The sequence below is a fragment of the Nocardiopsis exhalans genome (genome assembly GCF_024134545.1).
Taxonomy (GTDB): Bacteria; Actinomycetota; Actinomycetes; order Streptosporangiales; family Streptosporangiaceae; genus Nocardiopsis; species Nocardiopsis exhalans.
In genome coordinates this window covers 3356894-3375459 of sequence record NZ_CP099837.1, presented here as the reverse complement: position 1 = coordinate 3375459, position 18566 = coordinate 3356894, and the positions used below count along the sequence as shown (strand labels likewise).

General features: G+C 66.0%; 19 protein-coding genes. 11 read left to right on the top strand and 8 right to left on the bottom strand.

The window, feature by feature from the left end; genetic code table 11:
• Positions 1-20: 20 nt before the first annotated feature.
• The gene (locus NE857_RS14880) at positions 21-458 is read right to left on the bottom strand and encodes a MerR family transcriptional regulator (RefSeq protein ID WP_254421535.1); all 438 of its coding nucleotides are present in this window, start codon (positions 456-458) and stop codon (positions 21-23) included.
• Positions 459-543: 85 nt separating this feature from the next.
• On the opposite strand from NE857_RS14880, the gene NE857_RS14875 reads away from it, so the two are divergent.
• Entirely contained in the window at positions 544-1389 is an 846-nt protein-coding gene (locus NE857_RS14875; protein WP_254421534.1) for an SDR family oxidoreductase, read from the top strand.
• Positions 1390-1792: 403 nt separating this feature from the next.
• Here the strand turns inward: NE857_RS14875 and NE857_RS14870 are convergent, their stop codons facing one another.
• Positions 1793-2272, bottom strand: a complete 480-nt coding sequence (locus NE857_RS14870; protein ID WP_254421533.1) for a hypothetical protein — start codon at positions 2270-2272, stop codon at positions 1793-1795.
• 287 nt (positions 2273-2559) lie between these two features.
• The gene (locus NE857_RS14865) at positions 2560-3066 is read right to left on the bottom strand and encodes an ATP-binding protein (RefSeq protein ID WP_344013359.1); all 507 of its coding nucleotides are present in this window, start codon (positions 3064-3066) and stop codon (positions 2560-2562) included.
• Between the two features lie 169 nt (positions 3067-3235).
• Here NE857_RS14865 and NE857_RS14860 point away from each other — a divergent pair, with 169 nt between their 5' ends.
• Positions 3236-4063 carry a helix-turn-helix domain-containing protein gene (locus NE857_RS14860; protein WP_254421531.1) on the top strand — a complete coding sequence of 276 codons (828 nt, stop codon included), beginning with the start codon at positions 3236-3238 and terminating at the stop codon, positions 4061-4063.
• Positions 4056-4232 (top strand): DUF397 domain-containing protein, encoded by a 177-nt coding sequence (locus tag NE857_RS14855; RefSeq protein ID WP_254421530.1) that lies wholly within the window; start codon positions 4056-4058, stop codon positions 4230-4232. Before NE857_RS14860 ends, NE857_RS14855 begins: the two co-directional genes overlap by 8 nt.
• Before the next feature lie 4 nt (positions 4233-4236).
• On the opposite strand, the gene NE857_RS14850 is transcribed toward NE857_RS14855, so the two are convergent.
• From NE857_RS14850 to NE857_RS14835, 4 genes are all read right to left on the bottom strand, one after another.
• Complete coding sequence (locus NE857_RS14850) at positions 4237-4707, bottom strand: NUDIX domain-containing protein (protein ID WP_254421529.1); 471 nt, start codon at positions 4705-4707, stop codon at positions 4237-4239.
• Positions 4708-4778: 71 nt separating this feature from the next.
• Positions 4779-5318, bottom strand: coding sequence for a class IV adenylate cyclase (locus NE857_RS14845; RefSeq protein WP_254421528.1), 540 nt, complete (start codon positions 5316-5318; stop codon positions 4779-4781).
• 173 nt (positions 5319-5491) lie between these two features.
• Complete coding sequence (locus tag NE857_RS14840; protein WP_254421527.1) at positions 5492-5968, bottom strand: GNAT family N-acetyltransferase; 477 nt, start codon at positions 5966-5968, stop codon at positions 5492-5494.
• Between the two features lie 8 nt (positions 5969-5976).
• On the bottom strand, positions 5977-9117 hold the full coding sequence (locus NE857_RS14835; RefSeq protein ID WP_254421526.1) for an orotidine 5'-phosphate decarboxylase / HUMPS family protein: 3141 nt from the start codon (positions 9115-9117) through the stop codon (positions 5977-5979).
• Between the two features lie 212 nt (positions 9118-9329).
• Between NE857_RS14835 and NE857_RS14830 the strand changes: the two genes are divergently transcribed.
• The 7 genes from NE857_RS14830 (at position 9330) to NE857_RS14800 (ending at position 16540) form a co-directional block, all read left to right on the top strand.
• The gene (locus tag NE857_RS14830) at positions 9330-10247 is read left to right on the top strand and encodes a phosphotransferase family protein (RefSeq protein ID WP_254421525.1); all 918 of its coding nucleotides are present in this window, start codon (positions 9330-9332) and stop codon (positions 10245-10247) included.
• Positions 10248-10314: 67 nt separating this feature from the next.
• A complete protein-coding gene (locus tag NE857_RS14825; RefSeq protein ID WP_254421524.1) occupies positions 10315-11565 on the top strand; it encodes a methionine adenosyltransferase in 1251 nt (416 codons plus the stop codon).
• 101 nt (positions 11566-11666) lie between these two features.
• Positions 11667-12485 (top strand): aminoglycoside phosphotransferase family protein, encoded by an 819-nt coding sequence (locus NE857_RS14820; protein ID WP_254421523.1) that lies wholly within the window; start codon positions 11667-11669, stop codon positions 12483-12485.
• Positions 12482-13186 (top strand): histidine phosphatase family protein, encoded by a 705-nt coding sequence (locus tag NE857_RS14815; RefSeq protein WP_254421522.1) that lies wholly within the window; start codon positions 12482-12484, stop codon positions 13184-13186. The genes NE857_RS14820 and NE857_RS14815 overlap by 4 nt, the downstream gene beginning before the upstream one ends.
• The gene (gene serS / locus NE857_RS14810) at positions 13179-14471 is read left to right on the top strand and encodes a serine--tRNA ligase (protein WP_254421521.1); all 1293 of its coding nucleotides are present in this window, start codon (positions 13179-13181) and stop codon (positions 14469-14471) included. Before NE857_RS14815 ends, serS begins: the two co-directional genes overlap by 8 nt.
• 3 nt (positions 14472-14474) lie before the next feature.
• Positions 14475-15494, top strand: coding sequence for a glycosyltransferase (locus tag NE857_RS14805; RefSeq protein WP_254421520.1), 1020 nt, complete (start codon positions 14475-14477; stop codon positions 15492-15494).
• Positions 15491-16540, top strand: a complete 1050-nt coding sequence (locus NE857_RS14800) for a hypothetical protein (protein ID WP_254421519.1) — start codon at positions 15491-15493, stop codon at positions 16538-16540. Before NE857_RS14805 ends, NE857_RS14800 begins: the two co-directional genes overlap by 4 nt.
• Before the next feature lie 40 nt (positions 16541-16580).
• On the opposite strand, the gene gltX is transcribed toward NE857_RS14800, so the two are convergent.
• Positions 16581-17996 carry a glutamate--tRNA ligase gene (gltX, locus tag NE857_RS14795; RefSeq protein ID WP_301184336.1) on the bottom strand — a complete coding sequence of 472 codons (1416 nt, stop codon included), beginning with the start codon at positions 17994-17996 and terminating at the stop codon, positions 16581-16583.
• A gap of 65 nt (positions 17997-18061) precedes the next feature.
• On the opposite strand from gltX, the gene NE857_RS14790 reads away from it, so the two are divergent.
• A complete protein-coding gene (locus tag NE857_RS14790; RefSeq protein ID WP_254421518.1) occupies positions 18062-18307 on the top strand; it encodes an NUDIX domain-containing protein in 246 nt (81 codons plus the stop codon).
• Positions 18308-18566: the final 259 nt, after the last annotated feature.

The following is an 18566-nucleotide window of genomic DNA, read 5'->3' as shown; positions in this document are numbered from 1 at the left end:
ATCCGACCCTTGTCGCAGGGTCAGTGGGAGGCCGGAGCACATTCGGGGCCATCACGCCAGAGCGTGTCGGCGGACCCTGCCTCGAGGTGGTCCTCGTACAGTCCGACCTTGAAATCGATGACGTCGAGCGACTCCTGGAGTTCGGCCATCCGCTGCCGCACACGCGCCTGGTGTCCACGCAGGAGCTCGAACCGCTCGGCCACGGTTTCCTCGCCTCGCCGAACCAGTTCCGCGTACCGGCGGATGTCGGGCAGGGGCATGTCAGAGTCACGCAACCGAGCGCACACCCGCAGCCAACCGACCTCCTGTTCGCTGAAGGTCCGCCGTCCCGCGGAGTCCCGCCGGACCGGCTCCACCAGGAGGCCCTGCTGTTCGTAGAAGCGCAACGTGTGAGCGGACAGTCCGGTCCGTTCGCTCACCTCACCGATGCCCATCGACTTCTCAGATGTGGCGCTCATGGCCCGAGTATACGAAGCGGAGTCTTGACCTCGAGTCGACTCGAACTCCTACTGTCGGCCACAGCCAACGACGGAAGGCAGCCCCATGACCAGAACATGGTTCATCACAGGTACGTCCTCAGGCTTCGGCCGCCTGCTCACCGAACAGCTCCTCGACCGGGGAGACCGGGTGGCGGCGACGCTCCGCACCCCGGAGGCGCTCGACGGTCTGCGCGCCGAGCACGGCGACCGACTGTGGGTGGCGCGGATGGACGTGACCGACACCGGAGAGGTCCGGGAGGTCGTCGACCGTGCCTTCGCGGACCTGGGCAGTATCGACGTGGTCGTCAACAACGCCGGGTTCGGTGTCTTCTCAGCTGTGGAAGAAGCGACCGACGAGCAGATCCGCGCGGTGGTGGACACCAACCTGCTCGGTTCGATCCACGTGGTCCGCGCGGTCCTGCCGCATCTGCGAGCGCAGGGGCACGGCCGGATCCTCCAGGTATCCACAGCGGGGGGACAGACGACCTACCCGAATTTCTCGTACTACCACGCCTCCAAGTGGGGCATCGAGGGGTTCTGCGAGACCGTCGCCCAGGAGATCGCGCCCTTCGGTATCGGCCTGACCATCGTCCAGCCCGGGGCGACTCACACCGGGTTCGGCGGCGCGCTGGCGTCCGGACCCGTCATGCCGGAGTACGACGCCGGGCCCGCCGGGGACGTCCGGCGTTCCCTCGCCGATGGTTCGTTCGTCCTGGTCAACTCCCCAGAGAAGATCTCCGGTGCGATGATCGACCTCATCGACAGCGGTGAGGTGCCACTGAGGCTGCCTCTGGGTTCTGACACCTACCACCACGTACGCCGGTCCCTGGTCGCACGGTTGGCGGAACACGACGCGGGGCGCGAGGTCGCACTGTCGGTGGTGCGCGACGACCTCGTCCCGTCCGAGTAACCGCGACCGGGGCCGGACCCGACCAGCGCGGCCCTCCGGCCCCGCGTGCCCGCACGCCACTCCGCTCCGGCACCCTGCGGCCCGTCTGCGAACGGGCAGGCGGCTGACGGCCCAAGGCCGCAGTCGAGTCGGTGCATCAGAGCCCGTGCAACGTAGGGCGGCCGGCCGCAACCGGTTGACGGGGAGCGCCACTACCTGCTGGTTCCCGTGTCGGGGCTGGTCACGCGGCTGACACTGGACGGTTCAAGTCCCGTCACTCACCCCAGAGGCTCAAGCCCCTAATGGGAGATAGGCCGGGTCGGTAGGACTTGGTTCTGTAGCCGCTGGCAGGTGAGCACGCGCGACGATCAGGGGCTTTTGCGTTCCTGGGGACAACGACACGCATGAGGCGACCGGAGATGGTTCAGGTGGCCAGGCTCAACCAGGTGCGCACCGCGGCGGCGAGGTCGTCGAACTCCCCCGACGCTTGCACGACCGAGGAGTGCTCCTTGCTGGGGCGAGACCGCTCCGCGTCGTGGAACAGGTACGGGCGCACCCCGCGCACCCCGTCGTCGTCCACACACCACCCCTGCTCCGAGGGGTGCGGCCGCCGGGGTCGCGGCACCCGCACCGGCCCCAGCTCAGGTTTGGGTTCGCCCTCCCGAGCGGCGAGCTCGGCCACCGTCCTGCCCCGCGTCACGGCAGAGGAAGCAGTCAGGGCCTTGGGGGTCGCGCGGCGCTCCAGCACCAACCGGCCCTCGCCCCTGGGGCGGTCGGCGTTGCGGCGCGGTGCGACTTCGAGCGGGCTGCACAGCACGGCGGCCAGGACCGCTCCGAACAGCCACCGCACGCGCTGTCCCCAGCCCCGCACGGGTTTGCGGTGCCTACCAGTAGGCTTCTGCACGGATCTCCTCCTGCTCATTCAGGTGGGGATGTCAGCCCCGGCCCGGTGTTCGCCGCACCGCGTCGGGGCGCCTCCACTTCTGGGTCCTTCTTCGTTACTCGGCATGGTCGGGTGTCTGTGGCCCCGAGGTTGCACGCCGCCCGGGGCTGCGCTTCCCGTCCATTCCACACAGGGCCCACGGCCCTGGATCCCCCGCTGGACACGCCGTTCCCGCGAGGGGTGGTCGATGTTCGCTTGGGTGAGCGAGGTGCTCCAACACCTGTCGGCCACAAACCGGCCACGGGTTTTCAGGCGGCCATCCGGGTGCGCCCGGATCGGTCGAAAGCGGCACGAACCATCAACCCGCCATCGGGATCGCGGGTAAAGTCCCAGCACAGGGCCATCGCGTCCACCAGGGCCAACCCGTACCCGCCCTCGACGAGCAACCCGTCCTCGCCGCGCTCCCACGGCACCGGGCGCGCCTCGGGCACAGTCGCCCCCGCACCGGGGCGGGGCCCGTCGTCGGTGACACGAAGCAGGAACAGCCGCCGTCGCCGCTCGATCTCGATACGCACCCGCCCACCGGGCAGCCCCGAAGCGCTGTGCTTCAACGCGTTGGTGTGCAGCTCAGAGAGCGAGACCAGCAGCGGGTCCGCGCAGGCGGGGGTGGTACGGGCCACGTGAGTAGCCCAGCTGCGGGCAGCCTTGAGGTGCCAGAGCTGGTGCCCACACTCCAGAGAAGCCTGGTCCGGGTCCGTGCAGCGGATCCGCCTGGGCAGGTCGAGGGGCAGCCGAGTGGGAGTCATGGAATCCACCGGTTCCTTTCGTTGTCGCGCTGATGGCTGCGGGCCCGCGACAGCAAGGATGTGGCCTGGGGAAACCCACCGTCGAGGGTGTCCGGATAACCGGTGAATCTTCCAGGAGGCTCTGGAATTTACTGGAAAACTCCCACGGGCTTCGGTCTGATGTGGTCCGATTGTCGACATGACCCCCGATGAGCGCGCCTTGAAGGCGTTCGGACGCGAAGTGCGCAGGCTACGAACCGAAGCCGAACTGACCCAGGAGGCCGTCGCGCGCCGGATCAGCCAGCGCGGCACCGCGATCAGCAACTCCCATGTGTCCGACATCGAGAAGGGCAAGGCCGCCCCACGGCCGTGGCTGCGCCGGGCCTTCGACGAGATCCTGCAAGGCGGCGGACGACTGGAACGCCTCTGGGAGGAACTCACCGGATCCGGCCGCCGCGCCTGGCTGCACGAGATCGCCGAGCGCACCCACGGGGCCGACGCCCTGTACGAGTACCAGGCCCTGGTCTTCCCGGTCTATCTCCAAACCGAGGCCTACTCACGCGCCGTGATCCGCTACGGTGCTCCTTGGCTGTCGAGCAACGAGCTCACCGAACGCGCGCAACAGAGGGCTCGGCGGGCCCAGCAGATGGCAAAGGCCCTGTCCCCCGTCATCTGGCTCGTGGTGGACCAGTCCCTGCTCATGCGCCGCTACGGATCCCCCGAGGTCCAACTGGAACAGCTCCGCTACGTGACAGACCTGGTGGAGACAGAACGGGTCAACCTCCTGGTGGTCCCCGTAGACGAGCCCCGCCATGCGGGCAACAACGGCCCCTTCAGGGTCATCACCTCGGCAGACCAGCCCGAGGTGGTCTACGTGGAATCGGCCCACCAGGGGCAGATCATCACTGCGACCAACGAGGTGGGGCGCTACCGCATGTGGTTCGCGGCCCTCCAGGGAGTGGCGTGGGGGCCGGATGAGACCCTGAGGGCTATCCGAGACGAGATGAAAAGGATCAACGGTGACTGACTGGCACAAGAGCAGCTACAGCGGCGGCAACAACGAATGCGTCGAAGCCCGGGAGCACCAGGCCGGAGCCGATGTGCGGGACACCCAGAACAGGGAGCTGGGCCACCTGTCCTTCACCCGCACGGAGTGGAACGCCTTCGTCGAGACCACTATCCACAGCCACCGATAATCCGCTACGCGACGACCTCGCCGTTCTCCAGATAGAGCGTGGTTCCCTCACGACGTGCACGGTCCCCTTGAGCGATCCTTCGAGCGAGCCGGAGGATCGTTACCGTCCCCACCGCGGCCACCTCATGGAACCCGTACCCCGCCAACTCGTCCTGGTCGAGGACGATCTGGTCCAGCCAGTACTGGTCGAGCACTCCCCCGTCGAAGACAAACAGTTGTTTGTCCCCCGCCGCTGATGTCGGCGCCCAGTCCACGACCAGCAACCGCCCGATCGGCGGGGTGATCCCCAGTTCTTCCCGCACCTCACGCGCCACGGCCTGAGTCGGGGTCTCCCCGCGCTCGATGTACCCGCCGGGGATCTCCAGGTACTCCTTGTAGGTGGGGACCACCATCATCACCCGCCCCAGCCCATCGAAGAACAGGACACCAGCGGCGACCCGGGGGCGGGCGAAGGATTCCGTGGGATCAGAGACCATGCCCCGACAGTAACCACCTCCCCCAACCTGACAGGTGTCGGCACGGAGGCCGGGGCAGCGATCAACCCTCCTCAGGCATCGAAGCGCAGATCCGCGATACCGGACAGGTCAATGCCGTAGCGGTCGTAGACCTTGGTCGTGTTCTCACCCGTCAGGGACGACTCGTCGAATCCGAGCAGCGCGGCCACCCGCACCACCTCGGCCCGGCTGTCCGCTTCGATCTCCAGATACGCGGGGATCCGCGGCCAGGAGTCGATCTCCAGCTGGGCCCCGTCCAACGTGAAGCTGTGCCGCCGGTTCTCCTGGTAGGCCTTGGGCGTGTAACCGAGCTTGCCCAACAGCGCGTTGGCGGTCTCGAAGTCACCGACCTCCGTCTCGGTCTCCCGAGTACCGCCGATGGCGTCGGAGTCGATCTCCTTCACCGTGAGCGTGACCCGGCTCCCGGTGTCGCGCAGACGCACCCACCGCGACATGTCCCCGGGCTCGATGTCGTACACGTAGCGCCGCTGAAGCACCTCCCCCAGGTCGGCACCGCCCTTGCCGAGAATGAGCCCGGCCACCTTTTCGGAGTCGATGTCCAAGACCTTGGCCTCGTATTCGATCACGCTCATGCTCGTACTGTCCCCTTCCTCCTCGTCGTGGGAAACTCGCAATACCTCACAGCTACCGCCGCTACAGCCTGATGAGGCCAATCTGCGACAGAACAGGATCGGTGAGTGGAGGCGCGATAGTTTGCGCTTCGTTCCCCCGCAGACCTCCCCCATCGGCCCTTACCTGGCGAGGTTCAACTCAACCGCAACTCGTACACGGCGCGGCTGCGGCCCGGCCCTTTGAAATCGGTGACGACAGAGACTCCGTTGATTTGGTGGTCACCAGCAACGTTCACGAAGCCGAGGGACGCCCAGGCGGCGTGCGCCGCTTCGTTGTCGGGTTCCGATGTGAGATAGAGACGCCGACAGCCCCATGCCTGCGCCTGGGAGCGCACGCTCTGCAGGAGGGATCGCGTAATGCCCCGGCGGCGATGGCGCGGATGCGCGATGACGTCCTGGACGTAGACGTCAGCGGGATCGTCCTGGCTTCGGAATGCCATGACTGCTCCGATGACGGTGCCGTCGTCGATAGCGAGAGGGCACGTAGAGGAGAAGAGCGTTGCGTAAAGCCAGTAATCGGAGAGGGTGCGTGCATGGAGGTAGGGCCCGCCGAGCTCCATGAGCCGCTGGACCTCGCCAATATGTTCAAGTCGAAGGGGGGTGACGATCACAGAGGTTCCTATCTGTTGATCTTGCGGACGATGGTGGACAGCTGGTGTGCCATGTCGGAAGGAGCGACGGCGTCGGCGATGCTACGGCCGACGATGACGATATCCCAGTCGCCACTGCTGGCGAAGGCGTCGTCAGCCGCGCTGAAGCCACCTGAGATGGCGACAGGCAGCTGGCTGCATGCCCGAATCATTCTGGCGGGAGCGAGGGGGTGGTTACCGCCGACTCCGAGGTCAATGTTGGTGGTGACGACGAAGCCGTCTACGCCGGTACGTTCCATATCGCGCAGCCATGAAGGGGTAAGGCGTTCGAGTGGTACGTCAAGCGTGAGCGCGACCCCGAGGCGACGAGCGGCCGCGACTGCGGAGGAGACACTGGCGATCGAAGCCGGTCCGATGAGAAGAACGACGTCAGCTCCCGCTTCGGCTGCGAGCTCGACCTGGTCACGTCCCCAGTCAGCGGACATCATTTCCGCCACCACAGCCGTGTCTGGTGCGTGGCGCTTGACCGTCTCGATCGCGACGGAGCCCTCCTTCTTGATCAGCGGATCACCAACCTCGAGGAAATCGACTCCGGCAGCTGCGGAAACCGAGGCGATCTCGAGCGCACGATCAAGACTATGGACGTCAAGGGCGACTTGAACAGAGCGGTCGCCACGGCGGCGCCGATACCGTTCACGGGCACTCATAGGCTCCGAGCGAGGCGTATGCCGTCGCTGGACCGCCTCAGCTTCCCTGGCGGTGAGCCAGTGGGAGGAGTTAAGCCCAAGGGAAACCAGGGACTGTTCGAGCTCAGCTGGTAGCTCGATCCAACCGGTCCGAACCTCCCTGAGCAACCCGAAGAGGGCGTGGTCACCAAGGGAAACCACTTCTTGGGCAGGATTCCCGTAGAGGAGCTGGATCCTCTGCAGGAGCTTCGCTGCGGAAGCGGGAGCAGCGCCCCAGCTCCTGTCGCTTCCGACGTAAGTGATCACGGCACGGGCCAGATCCGGTTGCGGCAGCGGTGCTCGCGGACCCGCGAGAAGACCCTGCAAAGCGCCTTCACGAACGTGCCAGTTACCGTCCGCGAGCAGCGCTTGGACATGGTCATGCACGTTCGGCATATCCAGGGTCCCAACCGTCCGGGCGACAGCAGCGCGAACCTTGTAGTCATCGTCTTGGACCAGGTGCTCGACGATGTCGTTCACGTGATCAGGGTCAATCACGCGATGTCCCAGGAGTGCCTCCGCGAGTCCTGCGCGCACTCGCCAGTCCAAATGTTGCAGGAGTTGTTGCAGCAGATCCGTGTGGTCATTTCCGTTGCCGGCAAATAGGTCAAAGTGCCGGGCCAGAAAGGCAGCTTGCTCCGTGCGGTCGAGGTCGATGCATTCCGTGATGCTCGCGCTGAGGCGGATATCTAGGGCCTGCTCGACGTGTCGGGCAAGGTCGTCCCAGATCTCGAACCCGTGGGTTCGCAGTTGCTTGACGACCCAAGGCGCGTACTGGTCTCCGAGCGCCTCTGCGAGCTGCGGTGCAGCGAGCAGCGCACAGACGAGTTGACGTGTTGAGGCTTTGGCGCATCGATGGGTACAGGTACGTATGACCTCTGGGGATACATGGGCGCCACCGAGCACAGAGGTCTCGAGCAACATCGGTAGCGCGGCGTCCACATCGATCGATGGGGCCGCAGCAATGATCTCGATAAGGTTCGGCGCATAGCAATCGAGGCCGCACACGACGAAGTCGAAGACGCCTCGAGCTGCTGCCGAGCGAGTGGCCTGACTGGCCAGGGCGTTGAAGAACGCGATCGTCGCGGCAGACCTCCCGCGAACTGTCATCTGACCAACGATGTGGACGGCGAGGAAGTATTCTCGGAACACATCGTGGGTGAATCGACCCCGCTCGTCGGCTGCAAACTCGATGAACGCTTGGAACGGCTCCCCTGTGAGGGCAGTGGAGGCCGAACCCGGGTCGGGCGGTCTGGCCGTGCTCACCAGTGGGTTGGGAACCGCCTCAGGCATGAGTTCCCAAGCAAGCCACGCGAGTCGTTCCATCGCCGAGTCAACGTTCTGGGTGCTCCGGCCAAGAACCGACCGTACGCAGTGGTCGACGAGCCGGAACGCGTTGATCGTGCCAGGCTGCTCGCCTGGTCGAGTGGTATCCCCCGCGCTGCGCAGCATCTGCATGTACAAAGGCGTTCTTGCCAGGGACTGCAGCGATTCCGGCAGGTCAGCGAACGGCACCTGGTCTGCTTGGCGTTCGCGATCCCACAGGTCGCGAGCTTCAGCGAGAGTCCACGACACCATGCTGTGAGATGCCCTGGACCGCTGAGCCGTAAGGCCGAAGGTCGCCGCCATCAGGACGGGAAAGGGTGACAGGTCAGGTTCGGGCAGGGTCCTCACCACGATGAGGAAGCGCAGGCGGTCAGAGTTGGCCTGTCGGAGGATGCTGTCGACCTGGCGACCCACGACGGTGAGTCGCTCCTCGGTGTCCACACCGTCGATGACCACAATGCACGGACTCTCAAGGGCGCGTACTGCATGCTCCAGGGTCAACAGTGCGTCTTCGCCGCCGGGGAGCGAGACGTACCGCAGTACCTCTGTGGCGAGGCTCATCGAGGTCAAGTTCCAGGTGGAGCAATGATGGAACTGGAAATTAGCCTGCTCTGACCATCGCCGAGCCAGGTGCAGGGTGAGTGCGGTCTTGCCACTGCCAGTCTTTCCGGTGAGGACGAAAGCCCGGGCCTGAGAGTCGAGGAAATGACCGAACCGATCGATTGCTACTTGATCAGGATGGTAGGTCGACTCTGAAGCGCCGGTTCGGGCTGCGTCGAGAAGAGCAGCGGTCCGATCTCGGGACCGGTCACCGAAGTGAACAGCACCAGTTGCCCCCTCACCCCGCGGTGAACCCGCAGCAGAGTGTTGTTCGGTGATCTCGGAACGCAGGATCAACTCGAACCGATCAGCCACCTCTGGCTCGGATCGGGTCAGGTCCGTATCCAACAGCTGCTGTGTGTCGTAGCGCAGCCTCGCCTCGCCGCCCCGGCGTTCCCAGTTCGACACAGCCGCGTCGTTCACACCGAGGTGAGCAGCGAAATCACGAACGCTCATGCGTTTGGCTTCGCGAAAGGCGCGCGCCTCCCGGCCGGTCCATCGGGCCACCACCGAACCCATGGTCCGTTTCCCTTCTGTCAGCACTCCCACGTCACCGAGCACCTTACGGCAGTCAGCCGACGGGAGAACTAGGACAGAACTAGGGCAGCGTCCCATGGCAGCCGCTTACTCGCGCATGACAGCGTGAAGATGCCTGATCGGGAGATTGCCCACGCCTCTCGTCTGCGATACCCGACAGATTACGGCCCTCCCGAAGTCGAGGTTTTGGTTCTATGCACCAATCAGAAAAAACAGCACAGAAAGTTCACGTGTTGATTGAAGCTCCGCCTGGGGGTACGCCGTTTGGCCCGTTCACCCTGCTGGATGAGAAGCCCTTCTCCCGAAATTTCGTGAACAGTACGCACACGGTCTTTCTCAAGGAATACCGAGGGATCACACCGTCACTCCGCCAGGAACGCGAAGCCATCGCTCTGTCCGAAGCGGCCAGGCTGGGAGTGGTCGTTCCGAACGTGCTTGGTGCCGGAGCGACGGGCAACGCCGCGTGGACCCTGCTTCGTCACGCCTCCGGCCAGGTCGGAGCCGTGGCACCGCAGAGCGACTTGTCCTCTTTCGTGGAGCGGGTCGTCGCATTGGGACGGCTGCTGCACCTCAGAGCGCTTCACACCCAGCCCGGCCCGGGATGGAGCCAATCAGCTGAAGACAGCTGGACCAACCACGCATACCTGATGGGCAGGTTCTCCCCTCATACCCGTGCCGAACCCTGGTGGGAGGACCTGAATGACGCAATCGAGGCCACCGACCTGGGTCCGGTGGTCTACCTGCACGGTGACCTCAAGGCCGAGCACTTCATCGTGGACCACCACCGGGTAGCAGTCGTCGACTGGGAAGCATGTGCTCGCGGCCCGGCCTGCCACGACCGCGCCGATGCGCTCTTTCACGCCCTCCGAGATCTCCTGTATCTCGGGTCGGGCCTGCACCAACTCCCGCACGGTCTTCTCCAGCGACTCCAGGTCCCCGGTCCTGTCATGGCGCATCGCGTTCTCCTCTGGCTGGACCGCCGGCCTCCTCACGGCATGGAGGCGGCGAGCAGACGGAACCTCGATCGTCTGATGCTGGCCGAGCCCGCAGAAGTCTCACGCTGTGCCGCAGATCTGCTCAGCGCGGCCATGCGGCAAGGCGTTCCCCGATAAGCACGGATTTCTCCAGGGCGCCCGCCTGCGTCGCACAGGCGCCCACACGAACGAGATAGGAGCATGTATGGAGATTTTGGAATCCGGAGCCGCTTCGCAGCGGCTGACCATCCGGACAGGGGTAGCGGTCGATGACACGCTGAGCGTTGTCGAACGCAAAGGGCTCGGTCATCCGGACACGATGGCCGACCACCTGGCCGAGTCGCTCTCCCGGGCCTACAGCGCCTATACGCTCGAGCGCTTCGGTGCGGTCCTGCACCACAACTTCGACAAGTTGGCTCTCCTGGGCGGAGCGAGCGAGGTCCGTTACGGGGGCGGGCGGATGACCTCGCCTGTCCGTGTCCTGGTCAACGGGCGGGCGACCCGCAGTTGCGGTGCCGAGGTGGTACCGGTGGATGCCCTGGTGAAGTCCGCTGTGCGGCAGTTCTTCCTCGAACGCCTGCCCGAGGTCGTCGAGCACCTGGACATCCGTCTCAACGTCACCGAGAACTCCAGCCCCGGGGCGGTGCTCATGGACGACGGAGTCCCCGAGCGGACCCGCTGGTTCTCACCTCGAAGCATCGAGGACTTGCGGGAACGCCGCACACTGCTGGCGAACGACACCTCGCTGGGAACCGGTTGGGCGCCCAGGGGCCCACTCGAGGAACTCGTGCGCGAGCTCACCGACACCTACTCCGCTCCGGGGGTGTTCACTCGTAACAACCCCTGGTGCGGCACCGACGTCAAGGTGATGGGCTACTGGGACGGGCGGCAGCTCGACCTGGTGATGTGTGTGCCCCAGAAGTCAGCGCACGTGAAGAATCGCGAAGACTATCGGCGCAATACCGAGACCGTCCTGGCCGAGTGCTGGCGACTCGTCGATCAGCGTTTTCCCCACGCGGACGTCAGCATCCGGCTCAACGCCAGGGACGTGCCCTCGCGCGACGAGCTCTATCTCACTTACACCGGCAGCTCGATCGAGTCCGGTGACGAAGGGGTCGTGGGTCGGGGCAACCGCGTCAACGGGCTCATCACACCGCTGCGGCCGATGAACCTGGAGGGTGCCAGCGGCAAGAACCCCGTCTACCACGTCGGCAAGCTCTACAACCTGGTAGCCGACCGCCTCGCTCACCAACTCCACGAGGCGACCGGAGGTTACGCGGAGGTGCACCTGGTCAGTGTCACCGGGCAACCACTGGATCAGCCGGGGCGGGTCGTGCTCCGCCTCGCCGCTGAAGAGGTCCAGCCGGACAAGCTCCAATCCCTCGTAGCGGACGCCCTGAGCTCCATCCCCGACCTGACCGACGAGATCGTACGGGAGGGTGTGTGCCTGAGCTGACGAAGGCAGCACTCCCCCTGCTGCCGGAGAGTTGCCGCACCCGTCTGCTGGACCACTACGGTCCCGGGATATCGGGTTGGTTGGCCGCGATTCCAACGGCAATGACGAACGCGAGCCACGAGTGGAACCTCACCCCCACTGAGTACCACGATGCCGGACACGCATCCGTCCTGGTGATCGCCGAATCCGGTGACGGTAGGCGTGTCCTACTCAAGGGATGGCCCGACCCCGAGCGCTGTGTCCAGGAGGTCACGGCACTGCGTCTGTGGAGTGACGTACCTGCGGCTCGCGTGCTGGAGGTCGACGAGGAACGGTCCATCGCCGCCCTGTCACTCGTGGGCGGGAGACCCGGAGGCGGTTGGCGTGGTTCGGACGACATCCGGCAGGTCGCCGGGGTCATCCAGGCCGCACACGACCGAGGACGTGCCCTCGAAGAACAACCGGGCTTCCCAGAGCTGACCGCCTACCTGGATGAAGAGGTCCGTCCCAGAGTCGCCCACCGGATGAAGTCCCTGACACCGACCGCTACCGGTTCACTGCTCCGGGCCGGGTGGCGGGCGCTTGAATCCCTCACTCAGGCAGGGCATCGGCGGACGGTCCTGCACGGAGACCTCTACCGGGAGAACACCGCCTGCGATGGGCGCGGCCGCCCCCACCTCCTCGATCCGCTGCCGATGTACGGCGACGCGGCCTACGACTGGGCTTTCTGGACCGTGTACTACCGCCTCGGGCAGGGGACGGAGGAGCGTCTGGCCCTGGCGTCCCGTGTATCGGGCATAGGGCGCACAGAGCTTCGTACCTGGTCTCTGGCGCTCTGCCTGCACGGCCTCCTCTACTACCGGGAAGTCGCCGACAGCAGGCACCCGACGATGGAGAGGGTCATGCACTCCCTCATCCCCGCAGGGGAGGACGCCCCGTGAGCACCTGCTTCGTCCGACACGGTCGCACCCCTTACAGCGCCCGATACCTGGTCAACGGAGATCCGGGGGTTCCGGTGCTCCTGGACGACGAGGGCGCCCTGTGTGCCCGCAGGAGCCGCCCCCTGGTTCGGGAGATGGGCGTGCGCGTCTGCTGGACCAGTTCGTTTCCCAGGACACGGCAAACAGCGGACCTGCTCCTGGAGGGGATCAGTTGTCCCCGCTCCGTGGATGCGCGCTTGGACGAACCGGACTACGGAATGTTCGAAGGGCGCCCCTTCCTGGAGTACGCCTCCTGGTTGAGGGAACACGGCCCCACAGCGCGTCCGCCCGATTCCCGTGAGTCCAAACACGAGGCCCTGCTGCGCATGCTCCAAGGATGTGCGGCTCTGCCCGCAGTCGCCGCGCCGCGCATAGTCGTGGCGCACGGCTTCCTGCTGTCAGCACTGGACTGGTGCCGTTCCCGGCGCCCCCAGGATGGGATCCCGCTCTTCCTGCCCGAAGCTCCCTACTTGGAACCACTCGTCGTTTCGGACCGATGTCTCCTCGAATGGGTGGAGTTCCTGACCGGGGAAGTCCGCCGTGGCTCCGGTTCCAGCGAAGGCAGGGGCGCCCCACGGATATCGTCAGAGGACCACCGCACTGTCCTTCGCCTACCCCGGCCAGTGCGCACACCTCTGGAGGAGAACGAGTTCGATGCATGACGCCCGCGCACTGATCGACCTGGGTACTGAAGCCGTCCGCAAACTCGCCCGCCGCGGCTACTCCCTGGACCTGTCCTCTCTCGAGGAACTCCAGTCGCGACGCGTCCAGAGCATCCGTTCCGCCGAGGAGATGCGTGCCGAGGCCAAGCGGGTCGCCAAGGAGGTACAGCGCACCGCCAAGGAGGGCGGTGACATCAGCGACCTCAAGGAACACGCCCGCAAGCTCAAGGAGCAGATCCGCGAGGTCGAGGCCGATCAGGAAGTGATCCAGAAGGAACTGGACGAGTTCCTCCTGGGAATCCCGAACCTCCCCCTCGAAGAGACCCCCGACGGGAACTCCGAGGAGTTCGCCACCGAGATCCGCAAGGTCGGCATCCCGCAGGCGTTCTCGTTCAGTCCGAAGGACCACGTGGACCTCGGCGAGGCCCTGGGGATCTTCGACTTCGCGCGCGCCACCAAGCTCTCCGGCCCGCGCTTCACCGTCACCCGGGGCGTCGGCGCCGAACTCGAGCGCGCCCTGGCCTCGCTCTTCCTGGCCATCCACACCCGCCGCCACGGCTACGTGGAGCACGGTGTCCCGTTCCTGGTCACCCCGGCCACCATGACCGGCACCGGCCAGCTGCCCAAGTTCGAGGAGGACCTGTTCAAGACCGGTGTGGCTGACCGGCCCCTGTACCTCATCCCCACGGCTGAGGTGCCCCTGACCAACCTGTACGCCGACGAGATCATCCCGGCCAAGGAACTCCCGCTCGCGTTGACGGCGCACACGCCCTGTTTCCGCTCCGAGGCCGGTTCCTACGGCCGCGACACCCGAGGCGTCCTGCGACAGCACCAGTTCGCCAAGGTCGAGATGGTGCGCCTGTGCGCGGCCGAGGACTCCCAGAAGGAGCTGGACGCGATGGTCGGGCACGCCGAGGCGTGCCTGAAGGAACTCGGTCTGGCCTACCGCGTCATCCTGCTCCCCGCCGGCGACATGGGCTTCTCCGCCCAGATGACCTACGACATCGAGGTTTGGCTGCCCAGCCAGGACACCTACCGCGAAGTCTCCTCGGTCTCGGACTGCGGAACCTTCCAGGCCCGGCGGGCCAACATCCGCACCCGTGACGCCGACGGCAAGACCACCCCGGTGGCCACCCTCAACGGATCCGGCCTGCCCATCGGCCGCACCCTGGCCGCCCTGTTGGAACAGAACCAGCAGGAGGACGGCTCCATCGTGCTTCCCGAAGCACTGACCCCCTACCTCGGATACCGCCGTATCTCGGCGGACGGCACCCCCCAGGAGTAACTCTTGCTCGTCGGCGTCTGCGACTTCCCCGGCACCTACGCCTTCCCACCCCACGGATACGGCGGAATCGAACGGTGGCTGTGGGCCACCGCACTCGGAGCCCGGGCCGCGGGCGCCGACGTCCACCTTCTGGGCCCGGCCTGGCGGGACGACCTCCAACCGGACTGGGAACGCCACCCGGTCCGGTTGGAAGACCTCGATACTAGGTCAACGGCCCTCAAGGAACTTCAGGACTCGCGTTACGACCTACTCGTCGTAGGCCACGAGTACCCCTCGCTTCCAGCTTGGAGAGAGGCCGCCGACCTCCTCGGCAGCGACATCGCCACCTTCCAGCACTCACCGCTGTTTCGGCACAGCGATGACGCCTTCGACGGTCTCAACCGCAGGCTCTACTGCTACTCCCAGCAGATGGTCGACCGCTACCGCGCGCACGAGCCGATCCAGGAACTGGCCGTGCACGCCGGGTTGGGTGAACTGGAACCGGAATCCGCCCGTGGGGACGGGCTGGTCTGGGTGGGCCGGGTGGACGCGCAGAAGAGCCCGCACATCGCGATCAGGGCCGCTCAGCTTCTCGGCAGACGTATCCGCGTGGTCGGTCCGGTCTTCGACCGTGAGTACGCCGACCGGCACCAGCGGCTGTTCTCCGCCGACCACATCGAGTGGGCGGGCGAACTCGGCGGCTCGGCGAAGACGCATGCCTTCCGAGATGCCGAGACCTTCGTCTACACCTACTCCCGCGACTACGTGGAGGCCGGAGCCGCTGTCTTCGGGGAGTCACTGCGCGCGGGCACGCCCATTGCGGCACTGGCCTGGAGCCACGGCACCTGTGTGGAGGCGGCGCTCTGCGAACAGACCGGCAGCCAGACGGTGCTTGATCCGTCGGTGGACGACGAGACCGCCGCCCAGAGTCTGGCTGAGGCGATCGAGAAAGCGTCCGAACTGCCGCACCAGGGAGTTCAGGAGGTCGGTCTCAACCGTTTCGACGCCAGGCGGCACTTCGAGGCCCTCGCGGAGACATCGTGACCGAAGGCCCGGACTCCTGGCTCATCCCCCGGCACCTCCGCCGCGTGCTGGGGCCCAACTGGGAGGTCGAGGCCGAGGGAACGCGACTGCTGGTTCGGCATGTCCACAGACACTCCCCCGTCGTCCCCGCACGCAGGCCCCTGCCGTGGGATGTGCTCCTCGCCAAGATCGAGAACGCTTACGCGGCGCAGGGGGTCGAGCACGCGGGATGCCTACCGTTGCGGTGGGGCCGGGACACGGATCTGGTCGTCTCCGCCGTACAGGCTCTCGACCCCCTGCTCAAGGACGGGATCGACCTCACCCACCGCCGAGGCTTCCTTCCGCAGCCGGTCGTACGTTTCACCGGCCGCAGAGACACCCGTGGACGACTGCTCGACGGTTTCCTGACCTCCTTCGTCAACGTCTCCTACGTGCACCCGATCAACGACGTCACTGAGCACGCCGAAGCCTTCGACGGCTGGCTGTCCGTACTCTCGCGGGTGGGGTTGCACGCCCGGCACGTCACGTTGAGCGGGGACCTGAAGGTGTGGCATCGCCGAGAGGTCGCGGGCATCACACTCCGATTCCACCACGCGGGCCTCGGGCTGGGGGACATCGTCCTGTTGTGGAACAGGGACGATCCCCGGTGCATGGCCGTCGATCTCGGATCCGGGTTGGAGAGGCTGGCTTGGGCCCGGACACGCCAGCCCTGGTCGGAACTGGTCCACGGTTGGTTCAGCCGTCATGCGGACTCGGGGACGCTGGATGCGGTGCGCTCGGCGACACTGCTCCTCGGCCACGGGATCGCCCCGTCTTCGCAAGGTGCCGGGGCTGCGGTGCGCCGCATTACCCAGTCCGTTCCGCCAGGCACGGCGCCGTTCGGACTGAGCTCGCTTTGCCGCGCCTACCACCGGTATTGGGAGACCTTCGCCCCCATGAAGCTCGGCTGGCCCCAGGTGACCGCGCTACTGGAGCGCGAAGTGTCACGGGGACACGTTGCTGTCCCCACTGGAAGAATCACAGGAGAGTCTCCTTGGGCACCCCGATCGCACACTGATAGCCGATGAGATAGAAGTTCCTAAGTGGAGCCAGGAAGGCCCGCACTTCTCAGGCGTTGAGCCGCTCCAACGCCGCGCGCAGGCGCTCCAGCGTGCGCTCCCTGCCCAGCAGCTCCAGTGATTCGAAGAGCGGCAACCCGACCGTGCGGCCGGTCACCGCCACCCGGACCGGCGCCTGAGCCTTGCCGAGTTTGAGCCCTTGGGCGGCCCCAGCCTGCTCAAGGGCTCCCTTGAGGGCTTCGGCCTCCCAGTCCAGGGACTCGTCAGAGTAGGTGGCGATCGCGGCGGTGAGCATCTCCGCGCCGATGCCGGGCTTCATGGCCTTGGCCCAGCTCTTCTCATCGAAAACGGGCGAGTCCAGGAACAGGAAGTCGACGTTGGGCACGATCTCGCTGAGCACCGCCACCCGGCTCTGCGCCAGCGGGGCGATCTGCGCGAACACGCCTGAGTCGAACTCCTCCGGCCGCCACGGCACCCCCTCACCCTCCAGGTAGGGGGCGCAGCGCTTGACGAACTCCTCCACATCCAGGGCACGGATGTAGTCGCCGTTGAAGGCCCGCAGCTTCTTCTCGTCGAAGAACGCCGGCGAGGAGTTGACGTCGGCCAGATCGAAGAGCGGGATCATCTCCTCGATCGGCATGATCTCCCGGTCCTCGCCCGGAGCCCAGCCCAGCAGCATCAGGTAGTTGACCATGGTCTCGGGCAGGAAGCCCTCGGCCTGGTAGGACTCCATGGCGACCTTGTCACGCCGCTTGGACAGCTTCTGGCGCTTGTCGTTCACCAGCACGGGGGCGTGCGCCCACACCGGCGCGGTGTGCCCCAGCGCTTCCCACAGCAACTGCTGCTTGGGGGTGTTGGACAGGTGCTCCTCGCCCCGGATGACGTGCGTGATGCCCATCTCGACATCGTCCACCACATTGGCCAGGACGAACAGGGCAGTGCCGTCGCCGCGAGCGATGACGAAGTCCTCCAGGGCCTCATGTGGAAACTCCACCCGGCCCCGGATCTGGTCCTCGACCACGGTCGGGCCACCCTCCGGGATGCGGAAGCGCAACGCTTGCCCCGGTCCGGCCTCCAGGCCGCGCTCCCGGCAGAATCCGTCATAGCCCAGGTTGGGGTTGTCCCGGCGGGCCTGGACCTGCTCGCGTTTGCAGTCGCAGTAGTAGGCCAGCCCTTCCTTCAGCAGGCGCTGGGCGGCCTCGGTGTGCTTGTCCGCGTAGTCGGTCTGGGAGTAGGGGCCCTCGTACTGGGTGGAGTCCACACCCAGCCAGGCCATCGCCGCCAGGATGCCCTCGGTCCACTCCGGGCGAGAGCGGGCAGCGTCGGTGTCCTCGATCCGCAGCACCATGGCACCGCCGGATTGTCGCGCGACCACCCAGTTCAGCAGCAGGGACCGGGCGTTACCCACGTGGAACATGCCGGTCGGAGACGGTGCGAACCTGGTACGAATCGAGGTGCCAGTCACCCCACAGAGCCTAGTGTGATCGGCCGCGATAGCGGGGCGGGACGAGGATCCGGGGTGAAGAATTCGTGCAAGGCGTCGTCATCCGCGACAGCAAGATTCTGCTGTTGCGCAACGAGCGTGATGAGTGGGAGGTGCCGGGCGGCAAGAGCAAGGTGGGGAAAACCCCGGAGGAGTGCCTGGCCCGGGAGATCAGAGAGGAGACAGGCTGGCCCGTCCAAGTGGGCGAGATCCTCGACTCGTGGATCTACCACATCAGCCAGGTCGACCGGCACGTCTTCATCGTCACCTACGGATGCCATGTAGCTTCCTGAGCCCCGGTAGTGGTCTCCAACGAGTACAAGAAAGAAGGCCTGTTCTCCGAACCGGAGGTGCAGCCTACCGATGCCGGAGAGGTGCAAGCGTGTAGTCCTCACCTGGTTCGCCCGAAGCCGGCCTTGAACGCGAAATGAGGCTATCCGGTTGCAGGCGGCGTGGGAGCAACCTCCATCAACTCCCCGCACCAGGACAGCTCCGGAACGTCACCTTCCTAGGGCATACTCCTGAACGCCGGTTCCCTCAGTACTGACGATG